The following is a 14,907-nucleotide window of genomic DNA, read 5'->3' as shown; positions in this document are numbered from 1 at the left end:
CGTCAGACATGGCTGCGCGCCGTCCACAGCTCGGGGAAGACGTTCTTCGCGGCCCGCTTCTCCAGCCAGGCCACTCCCGAGGAGCCGCCCGTGCCGGCCTTCGCGCCCATCGCCCGGCGGGTGGCCACGAGATGGTCGTTGCGCCAGCGCCAGACCAGCTCGGCGACCTCGGTCAGGCTCTCGCCCAGACGGCACTCGTCGCTGTGCCGCGGGCCCTCGTAGATCCGCTGCCAGACCCGCTCGACACCCGGATCGGGGGCATACCGCTCGGAGACGTCGCGGTCGAGCACGGACCGGGGTATCTCATGGCCGAGCCGTGCCAGATAGCGCAGCACCTCGTCGTACAGACTCGGCTCGCGCAGCGCCTTCTCCAGCTCGGCGCCCTCGCGGGGCGCGCCGCGATAGGGCGTCAGCATGGCCGCGGACTTCTCGCCGAGCAGGAACTCCAGGCGGCGGTACGTGGCGGACTGGAAGCCGGACGCGTCGCCGAGCGCGCCCCGGTACGCGTTGAATTGACCAGGCGTCAGGTGGGCGATGGGCTTCCAGGAGGCGTTGAGCGACTCCAGCTCGTAGGCCGACCTCTTGAGCGCGGCCAGCGCGGCCTCCAGGTCGTCCCGCCGGAGGGCGTGCCGGGCCGTGCTCCACTCATGCACGAGGACGGTGAACCACAGCTCCATCACCTGGGTGGTGACCAGGAAGGCCATCTCCCCGGGGTCGTCGGAGAGCGGCTCCTGGAGCCTGCTGAGCACCGAGGCCCGGACGTAGTCCTCGTACGGCGTGGTGCCCTCGAAGTCGAGATTCGGGGCGGCCGGACCGGCGGCCTCCGGGCTGGGCGGACAGGGTGACTGCGGCTGCGACATCGCGCTCTCCTCGGCATGACGTGCTTCCGGGTAGCGGTCCGCCCCTTCCCGTCGGCATCGGAGCCCCGGTCCCCTGCCACGCATCATCCGTCCCTGCCGCCGCCTGCGGCAAGGGCTGTGGATAACCCTGCGGACGACCCGCCGACGTCGCCCGTCGACCCGCGGGAACGCCCGCCGGCCTCGCCAACCGACCTTCCGGCCCGCCTGCGGGCCGGCCCGCCTACCGGCCCGCCGACAGCCGGAACGCCCCGCGTGGAGCGGGGCGTTCCGGTCGGTTCCGCCCGGTGCTGCCAGGGGCTGCCCGGGGCGCGAAGGTCGCGCCGGGTCAGCCCAGCGTGCTGGCGGCCGTCGGGGAGCTGTCGCGCAGGAACGCCGAGCAGCGTTCGTACTCCTCCTGCTCCCCGATCGCCTGCGCGGCCCGCGCGAGCGCGTGCAGCGCGCGCAGGAAGCCGCGGTTCGGCTCGTGCTCGAACGGCACCGGGCCGTGGCCCTTCCAGCCGCTGCGGCGCAGGGCGTCGAGCCCGCGGTGGTAGCCGGTGCGCGCGTAGGCGTAGGACTCGACGACCCGGCCGCCCTCGAACGCCTCGTCGGCGAGCTGCGCCCAGGCGAGCGAGGACGCCGGGTATTTGGCCGCCACCTCGGCCGGGGCGGCACCGGAGGCGAGCAGCTCGCGCGGCTCGGGGTCGTCGGGCAGGTGGGTCGGGGGCGGTCCCCCGAGCAGGTTCTCGTGAATGGACATGGGCTCCAGTCTGCCTTGTCGCTGCGCTGGCTGGGCGGGTGTGGGTGGGTGCGGATTCGTCGCCTTGGTTCCGTTGCCGCCTGCGGCGGGGCGCCTCTGCGGGCGGCGGCTTCAATCGCCGGCCGGGATGGGTTGTGGTGGGTTCGCCGTTGTCCGGTGCGGGGCACGCCCTGCGGGCGTGGCCTCAATCGCCGGCCGGGCTTGGGTGTGTGGTGGGTGCCGGGGGTGGGACTTCCGGGCTGAGGGCCTGGAACGCGGTGCGGGCACCGTCACGCGCATTGAGTGCCCCGAACTCGCACCGCGTTCCGGAACCCCACCCTCCAGCGCCACCACCTCCCACCGGAGGGCGACATTCGGTTTCGGGGTGCCCCCGTCTTTTTGTTTTCAGCCCGTCCGGCGCTTGAGGACAACGCGCGAAGCGTGTTGCGGGGTCTGGGGCGGCAGCCCCAGTTTCGGGAAGGGGCGGGGCTGGGGAACAAACAGCCCGTGGGGGCACCTCCCAGCGGTAGCTGGGGGAGATTGAGGACGCGGCCGCAGGCCGCTCCCGCCACAGGCGGCAACGCACCCGCAGCCGGGAAGCCTGGGGCACGCCCCCGGGGGGACCCGCACGTCAGACGCAGCCGGGAAGGGGCGGGCAGGGGAAAAGCCCGCCGCAGGCGCCCCACCCCGGAGATCTACTCCGCATCCCCCGGATCCAGCGGCGGCGCCGAAACCCCGCAGTGATACGCCGCCTCCGGCCGGCACCGCCCACCCGGAGCCCGCACCGTCGACCAGCCGAGGAGCGCCCCCACCACGAGCGCCCCCGCGCACAGAAGCATCGAGCGGTGGAACGCCCCCGTGAACGCGCCGGGATCGCGGTACGTCTCCGGGCCCATGCCCGCGAGCAGCGGCAGCGCGGCCACGGCGATCAGGCCCGCCGCGCGGGCCGCCGCGTTGTTGATGCCGCTGGCGAGCCCCGCGCGGCCGACGTCCACGGAGGCCAGGACCGTCGAGGTGAGCGGGGCGACGAGCGCCACCATGCCCATGCCGAGCACGACGAGGGCGGGCAGGACGTCCCGCCAGTACACCGCGCCCGGTCCGACCCGGGTCATCAGCAGCATCCCCGCCGCGCACAGCAGCGGTCCGACCGTCAGCGGGATCCGCGGGCCGATGCCCTGCGCGAGGCGGCCGGAGCGCGCGGACAGCAGCAGCATCAGCACCGTCGTGGGCAGCAGCGCGGTGCCCGCCTCCAGCGCCGACCAGCCGACCACGATCTGGAGCTGGAGCACCGACAGGAAGAAGAAGCCGCTGAAGGCGGCGTAGACGCAGACGGTGACGGCGTTGACCGAGGTGAACATCCGGTTCGCGAAGATCACGGGCGGCAGCATCGGTTCGGCCCGCCGCTTCTCCACCCGCCAGAACGCCACGCCCAGCAGCACCCCGACGGCCGCCGGCCCGATCACCCAGGGTGACGCGCCCTTCCCGGGGGCGGCGATCAGGGCGTACGTCACCGCGCCGAGCGCCAGCGCCCCCAGCGTCGCGCCCAGGACGTCGAACCGCCCGTGTGCCCTCGGGTCGCGGGTCTCCGGCACGTGCCGGAGGGCCACCGGCACGCACACGGCCGCCAGGGGCAGGTTGATCAGGAACACCCAGCGCCAGCCCGGCCCGTCCACCAGCCAGCCGCCCACGAAGGGCCCGACCGCCGACGCCACCCCGCCGAGCCCGGACCACGCCCCCACGGCCCCGGCCCGGTCGTCCGGGTGGAAGACCGCCTGGATCAGGGCGAGCGAACCGGGCGTGAGCAGCGCCCCGCCGATGCCCTGCAGCGCCCGCGCGGCGATGAGCACCCCGGCGTCCGGCGCCATCCCGCACAGCAGCGACGCGAGCGCGAACCACACGACGCCCACCACGAACACCCGCCGCCGCCCGAACCGGTCCCCCAGCGCCCCGCCCAGCAGGATCAGCCCGGCGAGGGTGAGCATGTACGCGTTGACGGTCCACTGGAGCACGGCCAGGTCGGCGTTGAGGTCGGCGCCGATGTGCGGCAGCGCCACATTGACGACCGTGCTGTCGAGCATCGCCATGCCGGAGCCGAGCACGGCCGTCAGCAGCACGGCCCGCCCCGTGCCCGTGCCCAGCCGGACGCCGCCGGGCTCCTTCGACGACGGCCGCGTGCCGGAGGGACTCAGCGCCTCCCGCGAAGGGTCGCTCATAGCGGAAATCATCCCCGTGCGGCGCGCGGCCGGCCAGCGCAACAGCCGAAAGGGCCCGGCCCCCACTGCGCGAGTGGAGGCCGGGCCCTTGAGCGCGGTGCGGGTTACTTCAGCTTCGTGCCCGTGGCGCGCAGGTCCGCGCACGCCTTGGTGACGCGCTGGGCCATGCCCGCCTCGGCCAGCTTGCCCCAGGTGCGCGGGTCGTACGTCTTCTTCTCGCCGACCTCGCCGTCGACCTTCAGGACGCCGTCGTAGTTCTTGAACATGTGGGCCGCGACCGGACGGGTGAAGGCGTACTGCGTGTCCGTGTCGAGGTTCATCTTCACGACGCCGTTCTCCAGCGCGGTGCGGATCTCCTGCTCGGTGGAGCCGGAACCGCCGTGGAAGACGAAGTCGAAGGGGCTGGCCTTGCCGTACTTGGCGGCCACACCCTCCTGGAGGTCCTTCAGCAGCTCGGGACGGAGGACGACGTTGCCCGGCTTGTAGACGCCGTGGACGTTGCCGAAGGAGGCGGCCAGCAGGTAGCGGCCCTTCTCGCCCAGGCCCAGGGCCTCGGCGGTGCGTAGCGCGTCGTCGACGGTGGTGTACAGCTCGTCGTTGATCTCGTGGCTGACGCCGTCCTCCTCGCCACCGGTCGGGGTGATCTCGACCTCAAGGATGATCTTGGCGGCGGCGGCCTTGGCCAGCAGCTCCTGGCCGATGGCCAGGTTGTCGGCCAGGGACTCGGCGGAGCCGTCCCACATGTGCGACTGGAACAGCGGGTTCTGGCCGGCCGCGACGCGCTCGGCGGAGATGTCCAGCAGCGGGCGGACGTAGCCGTCCAGCTTGTCCTTCGGGCAGTGGTCGGTGTGCAGCGCGATGTTCACCGGGTACTTCTTGGCGACGACGTGCGCGAACTCGGCGAGCGCGACGGCGCCCGAGACCATGTCCTTGCTGTACTGGCCGCCCAGGAACTCCGCACCACCGGTGGAGATCTGGATGATGCCGTCGCTCTCCGCCTCGGCGAAACCGCGCAGCGCGGCGTGCAGCGTCTGCGTCGAGGTCACATTGATGGCCGGGTAGGCGAACTTGCCTGCCTTCGCCCGGTCGAGCATCTCGTTGTAGACCTCGGGGGTTGCGATGGGCATCTGTCCGCTCCTTGTGATGTGCGGGTGGGCGAGGGGGCCCTGACCTAGGGGGCGACGTTCATCGTCGCCCCCATCTTCCCAGACTCGCCGAATTGCTCCACATGGGTCCTCGGCCGGGGAAGCGCGAAGGGCGGGCTGGTTTCACGTGAAACCAGCCCGCCCTTCGGGATGCTTTGAAAAAACCGCAGGTCAGGACAGATCGAGGTCGCCCAGGGAGTAGCCCGTCACATAGCGCAGGCCCGCGCCCTCGATGGCGGAAGCGGCACCGCGGTCGACGATCGTCGCCACGGCGACGACCTCCGCGCCCGCCTCGCGCGCCGCCTCGACGGCGGTCAGCGGCGAGCCGCCGGTGGTCGAGGTGTCCTCGACCACCAGGACGCGGCGGCCCTTGATGTCCGGACCCTCGATGCGGCGCTGCATGCCGTGCGTCTTCTGCGCCTTGCGCACGACGAACGCGTCGAGCTTGCGGCCGCGCGCGGCGGCGGCGTGCAGCATCGAGGTGGCGACCGGGTCGGCGCCGAGGGTGAGACCGCCGACGGCGTCGTACTCCAGGTCGGCCGTGGCGTCCAGCATCACCTGACCGACCAGGGGAGCCGCCTCGGCGTCCAGGGTGATCCGGCGCAGGTCGATGTAGTAGTCGGCCTCCTTGCCGGAGGAGAGGGTCACCTTGCCGTGGACCACGGCCTTGTCCTTGATCTGCTGCAGCAGGGCGTCACGCGCTTCGCTCATACCGACGAGCTTAGGCCGTGTCCGGCGGACCTCGTCCCAGTGCGGGCCGTCCGCCGTCCGCGGCCGGAACGCCCTGCGGGCGCGTCCTCACGCGTCGGACGGGCTTGATGTGGCCGGCCTGGGTGCGTATTTCCGCGGTCCCGCCGGATACGGATCACGCCAACGTCCGCCACGTCCACGTCGTGGAGATCTCCAGAGGGTCGATCGGAGTGACGAGGCGCGGCAGGGTGTTGAGGCCGTTCGGGGGGCCGGACTGCGGTTCGACGCAGACCGCCTCCTTCTCCTCGTCGTAGATCACGACCCACTCGGCCCGGCTGGCCACCTTCAGCTCCAGCAGACCGGGCCAGGTGAGGGTGACGTCCACGCCGTCCGGCATGCCGAAGCAGTCGTCCCAGGGGCCGGGCTGCGGCGCGATGCGGCGGCCCGTCGGCAGATGGTCGTCGCCACGCTCCTCCTGCCACTCCGCGTCGAACGCGAGCTCCGCCTCACCGCCGGAGCCGAGGTCGCGCAGGAACCACGGGTGCCAGCCGGCCTGCGCAGGAAAGGAGTTGTCGTACGTCTCGACGCCCATGGTCAGCGTGAGGGAGTCCGCCGCCAGCTCCACCAGCTGGGTGACCCGGCCGGAGTACGGCCACGGCTCGGCGAGGTCGTACATGAACGCGGCGGAGGTGTCGTCCGCGCGCACCGTGCTCCAGGCGGTGTCGCGGCCGGTGCCGTGAATCGCGTGCGGGGGATGGTTGACGGGCATCTGGTGGCGCTCGCCGCCGTTGCGGAACTGCCCCAGCTCGATGCGACCGCACCAGGGGACCATGGGGAAGGCGCCGTATTTGGCACCCTGCCGCAGGAGTTCGGTGCCGCGGATACGCAGGCTGGTGAGCCTGCACCCGTTCCGGGGATCCACGGTCAGCTCGGCGTCGCCCGCCTTCAGGTGGACCTGATTCGTCTTGTCGGTGCTCACGAAACGACCTTATGGGCCGGACACCGGGATTCGGGGCTCCGCCCCGAACCCGGACCCTCGATCGCCGGTCCGGGCTCTTCGCCGGGCAGCCCGGCTCCGGGCCGCACGGCTCAGCGCCTGCGGCGGAGCGCCCGGCTCACCACGACCGCCGAGGCCAGGGCCACCGCCGCCGCGGGTGCCGCCCAGCGCAGCGCGGCCGCCGTCGCCGAGGCCGCCTCCGGCGCCGGGACGGGCGCGTAACGGCCGCGCGGCGGCGCGTGGTCGACCTCTTCCGCGCTGCGCCCGATCATCGTGCGGCGCGCGTGCGCGGCCTCCGCGGGCGGCTCGTCGTCGACGTCGTCCTCGTCGTCAACGTCGAGTTCGTCGTCCGCCGACGGGTCGAGGGACGGCGGCGGGACCTCCGTGTCGAAGACGCTGCCGCCCTCCAGCCGGGGACCCTCACCCGCGGCGCCCGCCTCCTCCTCCGCGTCCTCCCGCAGCTCCTCCACGAGCGCGGCGGCGAAACGGTCGAGCAGGCGGCGGGCCGTGGCCTCCACGGCCTTCTCGTCGAACTCCGCCAGCCGGCCGGTGCTGCCGACCGTTCCCGTGCAGGTCAGCCGGGAGCCGTCGGCGGTGGGCGCCAGCACGCCGCGCAGCGCGAGCGTCACCGTGCCGGAGCCGCGCACCTCGCTGCCCTCGCCCGACAGTTCGTAGGAGCCGTCGCGCTCGGTCAGGTGCAGCGAGCCCCGGTAGGTGATGGTCGAGCCACCTATGCGCAGCCGGAGGCGTCCGGCCACGAGCGCGCCGGAGGCATCCGCGACGTCCTGCTGGAGGCCGGGGACGCAGCGCACCACGCGGGCGGGGTCGGCGAGGACCCGGCGGACGGAGTCGACGGAAAACGGAACGAACACCTCATGCTCCATAGCAAGCGAGCCTACCCATCAGGCCCCTCACCAGTGCCTCTCAGGCCGAACTTTCCGTCGCGCCCCGCCCGCGGAACCCCGAAGGGCGAATGTCAGTCGCCGACCGTGAAGCGCTCGCCCACGTGCTGCGGACGCTCGATCTCGTCCACGAGCGCGACCGCGTAGTCCTCGGCGGAGATGCGGCTCTTGCCGTCGGCACCGATGACGAGGTCCTCCAGGGCCGTGCGGTACGTGCCCGTGCGCTCGCCCGGCTCGATCAGCCCGGCCGGGCTGATGTTGGTCCAGCGGACGTCGTCGACGGTGCGGTAGTAGTCCAGCGCGTCGCCGTGCGCGTGCATGATCTGGAGCAGGAACTCGGGGAGCCCCTCGGTGTCCCAGACCTGCTTGCCCTCGGGCGTGCGCAGCGAACCGGCGCCACCGACCGCGATGATGCGCGGGGCCGCGTCACCGAGCGTACGGACGCCCGCCACCAGCGACTTGGCCGCGGGCTCGATGGTCGCGATGTGGCCGGGGCCGTCGCCGCCGCCGACCGCGCTGACGACGACGTCCTGGCCCTCGGCGACCGCGGCCACCGACTTCGGGTCGAGGACGTCACCGGTGACGACGGTCAGGCCGGGCGCCTCGGAGAGCTTCGAGGGGTCACGGACGACGGCGGTGACCTGGTGACCGCGGTCGAGCGCCTCGCGCAGGACGCGGCTGCCGATGGTGCCGTTGGCACCGAAGAGAGCGATCTTTGCCATGGGGGCTCCTCAGAGAGAGATAAGGATGGGAAGGGGGGAGAGGGGTCAGTGCTGGTCGAGGGCCCGGGTGAGGGCCGCTGCGGACGAGGTCGGCCCGCCGAGGCGCCGTACGCCGCCGGGGGTGTGCAGCAGCAGCGTGGGGAAGCTGTCGACGCCCAGGCGGCGCACCTCGCGGAAGTCCGCCTCCGCCTCGCGGCGGGCGTCCGGGTCCGCCGCGGCGGCCACGACGGCCTCGCCGTCGACGCCGTCGAGCCCGGCCGCGACCGCGCGCAGGGTGTCCGGGTCGGAGAGGCTCAGCCCGTCGACGTACCAGGCGCGTTGCAGTGCGCCGGCGAACTCCAGTGTCCTCTCGGGCGCCTGTCGGCGCAGCGCGACCAGGGCCGTCGCGGCGTCGGCCGAGTCGAGCACGGCGGTGCCGTCGGCGAACGCCTTGGCGTAGCCGGGGCCGAAGACGGCGCCGGTCAGCTCGCCGATGCGGGCGTCGGCCTGCGGGATGTAGGAGTACGCGGAGACGGGCTGCGCCCGGGGGCCGGTGAAGAGGCCGCCGCTGCGCACGGTCAGCTCGACGCGCCCGGCGTTCGCCGCGGCGAATTCCCGGACGGCCGGTCCGAAGCCGTAGCACCAGCCGCAGTAGGCGTCGAATGCGTAAGTGAGCTTGTGCCGTGCCATGTCTTTCCCTGAAACGGGCAGCCTGTCCCGGCCGGGACGACTGCTGTGGGCCACGCACTCCTTGTGGTGCGTTACGACCAAGCTATGGCCGTTTCCGGGGGCCGACCAGGTACGCTCAGGTCTCCTCATGGTGAAAAATCGACACGCCCGCGAGGAAGAGATCGTCGAGCTCACCTACCGGGCCCCGCCGGGCACGCCCGAGGGGGTCGAGGTGATGACGCTCGCCCAGCTGCGCGCCCGCTCGCCCGAGGGCCTGCTCGCCAAGCCGCAGCGGCTGGACTTCCACCAGATCATCGCCGTCCGCTCCGGGTCCGCGGGACACACCGTCGACTTCACCGGTTACTCCCTGGAGGAGGGGTCGGTGCTGTGGGTGCGGCCCGGACAGGTGCAGCAGTACGGCGCGGTGGAGGGCATCGACGGCGCGGTCGTCCTGGTGCAGCCCGGCTTCCTCTCCCCCGGCACGGCCGTCGCGGCGGTGGCCGACGACCCCTTCCGGCCGGTGCTGTGGCAGCCGGTCGGACAGGACCGGGAGGCCGTCTTCTGCGCGGTGCACCACTTGGAGGCCGATTTCCGCACCAGTCGCGGACTGCCCGCCGACGTGCACTCCGCCGTCCTGCGGCACCTGCTGTCCGTGCTGGTGCTGCGCCTCGCGCACCTCACGGCCCCGGTCGGCAGCAACGTGCCGGCGCCGGGGGACGCCTTCGTGCGCTTCCGGGCGGCCGTCGAACGGGACTTCGCGACCAGCCACCGGGTCGCCGACTACGCCCGCACGCTCGGCTACTCCCCCCGCACCCTCTCGCGCGCGGCCCTCACGGGCGCGGGGGTGGGCGCCAAGGAGTTCATCGACCGCCGGGTGATGCTGGAGGCCAAGCGGCTGCTCGCGCACAGCGAGCTGCCCGCCGCCCGGATCGCCGAGCGGATCGGCTTCGACGACGCGGCGAACTTCTCCAAGTTCTTCCACCACCGCGCCGGTTGCTCCCCGGGCGCCTTCCGCGCCACGTTCCGCCGGCAGCCGGATGTCACTCCCCATAGCGGGGGTGCATGAGGGTCGACGGCAGCAGCCCGGGCTCACGGCTGCGCTCGGCGGCACGGGCGGCCGCGGCCAGCTCGCCGGGCGTCAGGGACTGCAAGGAGGGGCGCACCGGCGGGAGTTGCAGGGATATGGACTCCCGGGACGCCAGGACGAAGCTCCAGTCGTCCCCCTCCTCCGCGCGCTCGACGGCCCGCCGTCCGGCCGCCCGCCCGGGCCCGCCGGGCGCGCCACCCACCCGGTAGGCCCGGGTGCGCAGGCCCAGCGAGCGGATCGTGGCCTCCACCGTCCAGAAGACGCGCGGGCGGGCGTCGACCGTGCCGGCGTGCACGGCGAGCCGCCCGGCGGAAGACAGGCGGCGCTCCGCCAGGCCGTAGAACTCCTGCGAATACAGCTTGGTGCTGGGCGTGATGCCCGGGTCGGGCAGATCGCAGATCACCACGTCGTACGGAGGGTCGTCGGCGGGGCGGCCGCGCAGCCAGTCGAAGGCGTCGCCGACGACCGTGCGCACCCGCGGATCCCGGAAGGCGTCGTGGTTGAGCGCGGTCAGATCGCGGTCGGTGCGGGCCAACCTCAGCAGTGCGCGGTCGAGTTCGACGACGGTGACCGAGGCGACGTCCCCGTAGCGCAGCACTTCGCGCAGGGCGAGGCCGTCGCCCCCGCCGAGCACCAGGACCCTGCGGCGCGGCCCGGACATCGCGGGGTGGACCAGCGCCTCGTGATAGCGGAACTCGTCGTCCCCGCTGACCTTCAGCCGCCCGTCGAGGAAGAGCGAGAGCGGCTTCCCGCTGCCGCCTCCGCCGGTGAGCACGACCTCCTGCACATCCGACTGCACGGCCACCCGCACATCCGAGCCGTAGACCGCCTGGCGCGCGGCCCGCTCGAAGGGGCCGGTGAGGACCGTGCCCGCGGCCAGCAGCGCCAGCACCAGCGCGTTGGCGGCGAGGAGCGCCCAGCGCGAGCGCGCGCTCAGATCGCCGCGGAAGAGCCAGAGCACCAGCGCCCCGCCCGCCGCCGCGTTGACCGCGCCGGTGAACAGCGCGCCCGTCAACTGCCCGAGCACGGGCAGCAGCAGGAAGGGGAAGGCGAGTCCGCCGACCAGGGCGCCCACATAGTCGGCGGCGAAGAGGTCGGCGACCGCGCCGCCCGCGTCCTGCCGCCGGATGCGCTGGATGAGGGTCATCAGCAGCGGCACCTCGGCACCGATCAGCACCCCGATGGTCAGGGAGAACGCCACCAGGGCCGGCCGCGCCTGGCCGAACCAGGCGAAGCAGGCGTAGAGCGCCATGGCCGACAGGCCGCCGGCCAGCGCCAGCACCGCCTCGACGGCGGCGAAGCCCAGGGCGGCCCTGGCTCTCAGCCTCTTGGCGAGCAGCGAGCCGATGCCCATCGCGAAGACCATCACCGACAGCACGACCGACGCCTGGGTGACGGAATCGCCGATCAGATACGAGGCCAGGGCGACCAGCTCCAGCTCGTACACCAGCCCGCAGGCGGCGCAGATGAAGACGGTGGTCAGGACCACGAAGCGGCCGAGCCCGGCCGGTACGGGCAGCCGCGCCGGTACCGGGCGGTAGATCATGATGGGAACGCTACGTCACGATCCGACAACCTTTTGTCACCCACAAGGGTTTATTACAGGTGTTCCATGGCGCGTTTCCGGGCGCCTCGCGGGGTCGCTCAGAGGGTCGCGGCGGCCCGCACGGCCACTCTCGTGCGGGTGGCGACCAACCGCCCCTCCTGCGGATACGCGTGCCAGGTACGCCAGCTGACCTGGCCCTCGCGCCGCTGCGCGAGCAGCGCGGTGAAGGCGTGCGGGCTACCCGGGAACGTGCCGGCCAGTCCGTACGGATGCTCGGCGACCAGCGCCAGCAGCTCCTGCGCCCGGCCCGCGAAGGAGCCGTGCGACAGGGTCTCTATCCGGGCCGCGAACTCGTACTCCCAGGCGCCGACGCGGCGGGCCACGCCCAGCGGCAGCGGGGTGGCGCTGCCCGGCAGACAGGCCACGGTCTCCGAGCAGACACCGCCCTCCTCCTCCAGCAGCACCTGGTGGGAGGCGCCGAGCAGCCGCAGTTGGACGAGGGAGTCGGCGAGCCGCAGGTCGAGGACGGCCAGGGCGGGGAGAGGGTCCTTCCCCAGACACCAGGCGAGGTCGGCGGCACGGGTGTCGGTGTAGGTGGTCTTGAGGGTGGTGAGCATGGGTCGGCTCCGCAAGCACGCAGTGGAGGGTGGGCCGGCCCGCCGAGGAGGACCAGAGTCTTCGAGTGCGCCGGCTCATGCCCACATATGAGTGTTCCGTGGGGTCCGATGACAGTGATGCCGAGGATTCCGTGAGGAGTCGTCTCCGACACGTGTCTCTGAATGAGAGGGAATCATGAATTGACCGGCGCTCACAGCGTTTTTACCCATCTCATCGTGCTTTCCATCCACGCGAGGGCCAGGCAGTTCAACTGTTCAGAATCATTGCGCACGACAGGCCCAGGACAAGCGGCCGGACGCATATGCGATCAGGCCTGAGCCATCTGCAAATCCCCTGCTCAAACAGCCTTTCCGGGCGCTGCCGATGCCATGGACACGGGTTCTTCACCAATACGGAACGAGAAATGCACGACACTGGAGGGCGCATTGGGGCGCGTTACGAAGGCGGGCGCGCGAATGCCCACCACCCCGGCGCGCGAAGGGAGTTCACAGGGAAATCGCACGCCGTCCGGACGCGTCCACGCGCGGACGGCCGGTGGCGGTGCCGGGCGCCTGCCGCGCGCACCGCGGTGACGCGCGCGGCACTCGGCGGCCCGCGCCCCCGGTGGAGGGCGCACACCTCCCTCGGCCCGCCCCTCTGCACACCCGCGCCCCCGTCCCGCGCAGACACTCCGCCGTGCCCGCCGAGCGGGTGGAAGGCGCACCGCTAACGGGCGTTCCGTGTCGCGCGCGTGACGCGCGAGACGCATGGTCGGTATGCCGAACCGCCACCCGTCCGTACCCGTGCCCCGGCCCCCGCACCGCCCCCGCGGCGGACACCGGGCCGCGCCCGCACCGGAGGTGCCCCCGTGTCAGCCGACACCGCCGTGCCCGTACGAGCGCCGGAACCGCACCCCGCGGCCCCGAGCGCCCGTGCCCGCCGCCTCGACCGGGTGCGCGACGCCCTGCGCAGGGCCGGCCCCGCGCTCGCGCTCTACGCCGCCGTCCGGCTCACCGGGATGTCGGTCATGGCGGGCTGGGCCTGGTGGATCGGCCGCCATCCGCGCACGCTGCTCGGCCACTCCTGGGACGGCATCTGGTACGCCGACATCGCCCGGCACGGCTACGGCCTGATCATCCCCTCGCCCACCACCCGCGGGGTGGTCTTCAACGACCTGGCGTTCTTCCCGCTGTTCCCCGGTCTGGTGCGCGCGGTGATGACCGTGCTGCCGTTCACCGCGGTCACCGCCGGGCTGCTCGTCGCCTGGTCCTCGGCCGGCATGGCCGCCTGGGGCATCTACGCGATCGGCGAGCGGCTGCACGGCCGCAAAGTGGCCACCGCGCTCGTCGTCCTGTGGGGGCTGCTGCCGCACGCGATCGTGCAGACCATGGCCTACACCGAGCCGCTGATGACCGCCCTCGCCGCCTGGGCGCTCTACGCGGCGATCACCGGGCGGCGGCTGTGGGCCGGGGCGCTCGCGCTGCTCGCGGGGCTGTCGCGGCCCAACGCCGTCGCGGTGGCCGCGGCCGTCTGCGTCGGCGCCGCCCTCACCCTGGCCCGGGACCGGCCGGCCCGTACGGACTGGCGGGTCTGGGCGGGCGCGGCGCTCGCGCCGCTCGGCTGGACCGCCTATGTGCTGTGGGCCGGTTTCCGCTCCGGCGGCGGGGTGCTCGGCTATTTCGACGTACAGCGGCTGTGGGGTTCGCGGTTCGACTTCGGGCGGGACGCGTTCCGGTTCATCCGGCACCTCTTCATCGGCCGGGACGCCATGGCCTACTACGTCACCCTGGCGATCCTGGGCGTCGCGCTGGTCGCGCTCGTCCTGCTCTTCCTCGACCGGCCGCCCGCGGTGCTGGCGGTCTACGCGCTGGTCCTCTTCGTCATCGCGGTCGGCGGCTCCAGCTATTTCGCGTCCAAGCCGCGCTTCCTGCTGCCGGCCTTCCCGCTGCTGCTACCGGCGGCCCTGGCGATGGCGAGAGCCCGGCAGCGCACCGTCGTCGTGACGGTCGGCGCGCTGGCCGGGCTCTCGTTCCTCTACGGGACGTACCTGCTGACGGTCGCCCGCATGCCGATGTGAGACCGGCCGCGCATGGGCTCCGCCGGTCTCCGGCCGTGGGTCGTTCCGTCCCGCGAGCGACGGGTGGGCTGTGAGCGGCCGAGCTCAGCCGTTCGCAGCCCACCCGTCGAAGCCGGAATCCTCAGGCTTCCTCGTCCGGCTTGTCGTCGCCCGACTCGGCGTCGGCCTCCAGGCCGAGCTGCTCGATGAGCCACTTGTCGAACTCGATCGAGGCGCGCACCCAGCTGACCGTGCTGGAGACGAAGTGCTCCAGGGAGACGCCGACGCCGATCAGCATCTGCGCCTCACCGATCAGACGGACGGTGCCGTCGTCGTTGGTGTGGGTGTAGACCTTCGGCCACAGGGTCCGGCGGTTCCAGTCGTCGACGACCTCCAGGAGCTGTGCCTTCTCCTCGATGCCGTGCGGACGGTCGTAGAACGTCCGCACGGAGAAGACCTGCTGCTCTTCCTCGCCGCGGAACATGAAGTACGTACGGAACTGCTCCCACGGTGCGGCGAGGTCTCCCTCGTCGTCCACGACGTACTTCAGCTCCATCTGCTCGAGGAGCTGCTTGACCAGGTCCTGGTCGGGGATGACGGGGCCGGCCGGGCCCGTCTCCTGCGGTTCGGGCTGGCCCCCGAAATTCGGAATCGAGGACGGGTCGATGCTCACCGTGAATTTCCCTTCGTACGGTTCCCGCCATCCTCCCCCATGCCGGGCGGGGG

The 14,907-nt window shown here is 72.6% G+C and carries 14 protein-coding genes; 2 read left to right on the top strand and 12 right to left on the bottom strand.

The window, feature by feature from the left end; translation table 11 throughout:
* Nucleotides 1-2: 2 nt before the first annotated feature.
* From ACZ4A5_RS05180 to ACZ4A5_RS05140, 9 genes are all read right to left on the bottom strand, one after another.
* On the bottom strand, nucleotides 3-860 hold the full coding sequence (locus ACZ4A5_RS05180) for a tryptophan 2,3-dioxygenase (RefSeq protein ID WP_467578565.1): 858 nt from the start codon (nucleotides 858-860) through the stop codon (nucleotides 3-5).
* Between the two features lie 325 nt (nucleotides 861-1,185).
* Nucleotides 1,186-1,599 carry a DUF3151 domain-containing protein gene (locus ACZ4A5_RS05175; protein WP_398869530.1) on the bottom strand — a complete coding sequence of 138 codons (414 nt, stop codon included), beginning with the start codon at nucleotides 1,597-1,599 and terminating at the stop codon, nucleotides 1,186-1,188.
* Between the two features lie 674 nt (nucleotides 1,600-2,273).
* A complete protein-coding gene (locus ACZ4A5_RS05170) occupies nucleotides 2,274-3,791 on the bottom strand; it encodes an MFS transporter (RefSeq protein WP_467578563.1) in 1,518 nt (505 codons plus the stop codon).
* A 104-nt stretch (nucleotides 3,792-3,895) separates the two neighbouring features.
* Nucleotides 3,896-4,918, bottom strand: a complete 1,023-nt coding sequence (gene fbaA, locus ACZ4A5_RS05165; protein WP_398869532.1) for a class II fructose-bisphosphate aldolase — start codon at nucleotides 4,916-4,918, stop codon at nucleotides 3,896-3,898.
* Nucleotides 4,919-5,107: 189 nt separating this feature from the next.
* On the bottom strand, nucleotides 5,108-5,647 hold the full coding sequence (gene pyrE, locus ACZ4A5_RS05160) for an orotate phosphoribosyltransferase (protein ID WP_467578561.1): 540 nt from the start codon (nucleotides 5,645-5,647) through the stop codon (nucleotides 5,108-5,110).
* Between the two features lie 154 nt (nucleotides 5,648-5,801).
* Nucleotides 5,802-6,605, bottom strand: a complete 804-nt coding sequence (locus ACZ4A5_RS05155; protein ID WP_467578559.1) for an aldose epimerase family protein — start codon at nucleotides 6,603-6,605, stop codon at nucleotides 5,802-5,804.
* A gap of 110 nt (nucleotides 6,606-6,715) precedes the next feature.
* Nucleotides 6,716-7,507, bottom strand: a complete 792-nt coding sequence (locus ACZ4A5_RS05150; RefSeq protein WP_467578557.1) for an SRPBCC domain-containing protein — start codon at nucleotides 7,505-7,507, stop codon at nucleotides 6,716-6,718.
* 92 nt (nucleotides 7,508-7,599) lie between these two features.
* Nucleotides 7,600-8,247 carry an NAD(P)-dependent oxidoreductase gene (locus tag ACZ4A5_RS05145; protein WP_467578555.1) on the bottom strand — a complete coding sequence of 216 codons (648 nt, stop codon included), beginning with the start codon at nucleotides 8,245-8,247 and terminating at the stop codon, nucleotides 7,600-7,602.
* Nucleotides 8,248-8,292: 45 nt separating this feature from the next.
* Nucleotides 8,293-8,916 carry a DsbA family protein gene (locus ACZ4A5_RS05140; protein ID WP_467578553.1) on the bottom strand — a complete coding sequence of 208 codons (624 nt, stop codon included), beginning with the start codon at nucleotides 8,914-8,916 and terminating at the stop codon, nucleotides 8,293-8,295.
* A gap of 127 nt (nucleotides 8,917-9,043) precedes the next feature.
* Here ACZ4A5_RS05140 and ACZ4A5_RS05135 point away from each other — a divergent pair, with 127 nt between their 5' ends.
* Nucleotides 9,044-9,961 carry a helix-turn-helix domain-containing protein gene (locus ACZ4A5_RS05135; protein WP_467578551.1) on the top strand — a complete coding sequence of 306 codons (918 nt, stop codon included), beginning with the start codon at nucleotides 9,044-9,046 and terminating at the stop codon, nucleotides 9,959-9,961.
* Here ACZ4A5_RS05135 and ACZ4A5_RS05130 read toward each other — a convergent pair.
* Nucleotides 9,936-11,528 (bottom strand): polyamine aminopropyltransferase, encoded by a 1,593-nt coding sequence (locus ACZ4A5_RS05130; protein WP_467578549.1) that lies wholly within the window; start codon nucleotides 11,526-11,528, stop codon nucleotides 9,936-9,938. The genes ACZ4A5_RS05135 and ACZ4A5_RS05130 overlap by 26 nt on opposite strands.
* Nucleotides 11,529-11,626: 98 nt before the next feature.
* Nucleotides 11,627-12,145 carry a DUF2617 family protein gene (locus ACZ4A5_RS05125; protein ID WP_361521352.1) on the bottom strand — a complete coding sequence of 173 codons (519 nt, stop codon included), beginning with the start codon at nucleotides 12,143-12,145 and terminating at the stop codon, nucleotides 11,627-11,629.
* A gap of 848 nt (nucleotides 12,146-12,993) precedes the next feature.
* On the opposite strand from ACZ4A5_RS05125, the gene ACZ4A5_RS05120 reads away from it, so the two are divergent.
* Nucleotides 12,994-14,202, top strand: coding sequence for a hypothetical protein (locus tag ACZ4A5_RS05120; protein ID WP_467578546.1), 1,209 nt, complete (start codon nucleotides 12,994-12,996; stop codon nucleotides 14,200-14,202).
* 121 nt (nucleotides 14,203-14,323) lie between these two features.
* Here the strand turns inward: ACZ4A5_RS05120 and ACZ4A5_RS05115 are convergent, their stop codons facing one another.
* Entirely contained in the window at nucleotides 14,324-14,854 is a 531-nt protein-coding gene (locus ACZ4A5_RS05115) for a type III secretion system chaperone family protein (RefSeq protein WP_467578544.1), read from the bottom strand.
* Nucleotides 14,855-14,907: the final 53 nt, after the last annotated feature.

The sequence above is a fragment of the Streptomyces sp. NPDC025618 genome (assembly GCF_055558795.1).
The sequence above is the reverse complement of the archived record's forward strand: the minus strand, read 5'-3'. Positions and strand labels throughout refer to the sequence as shown.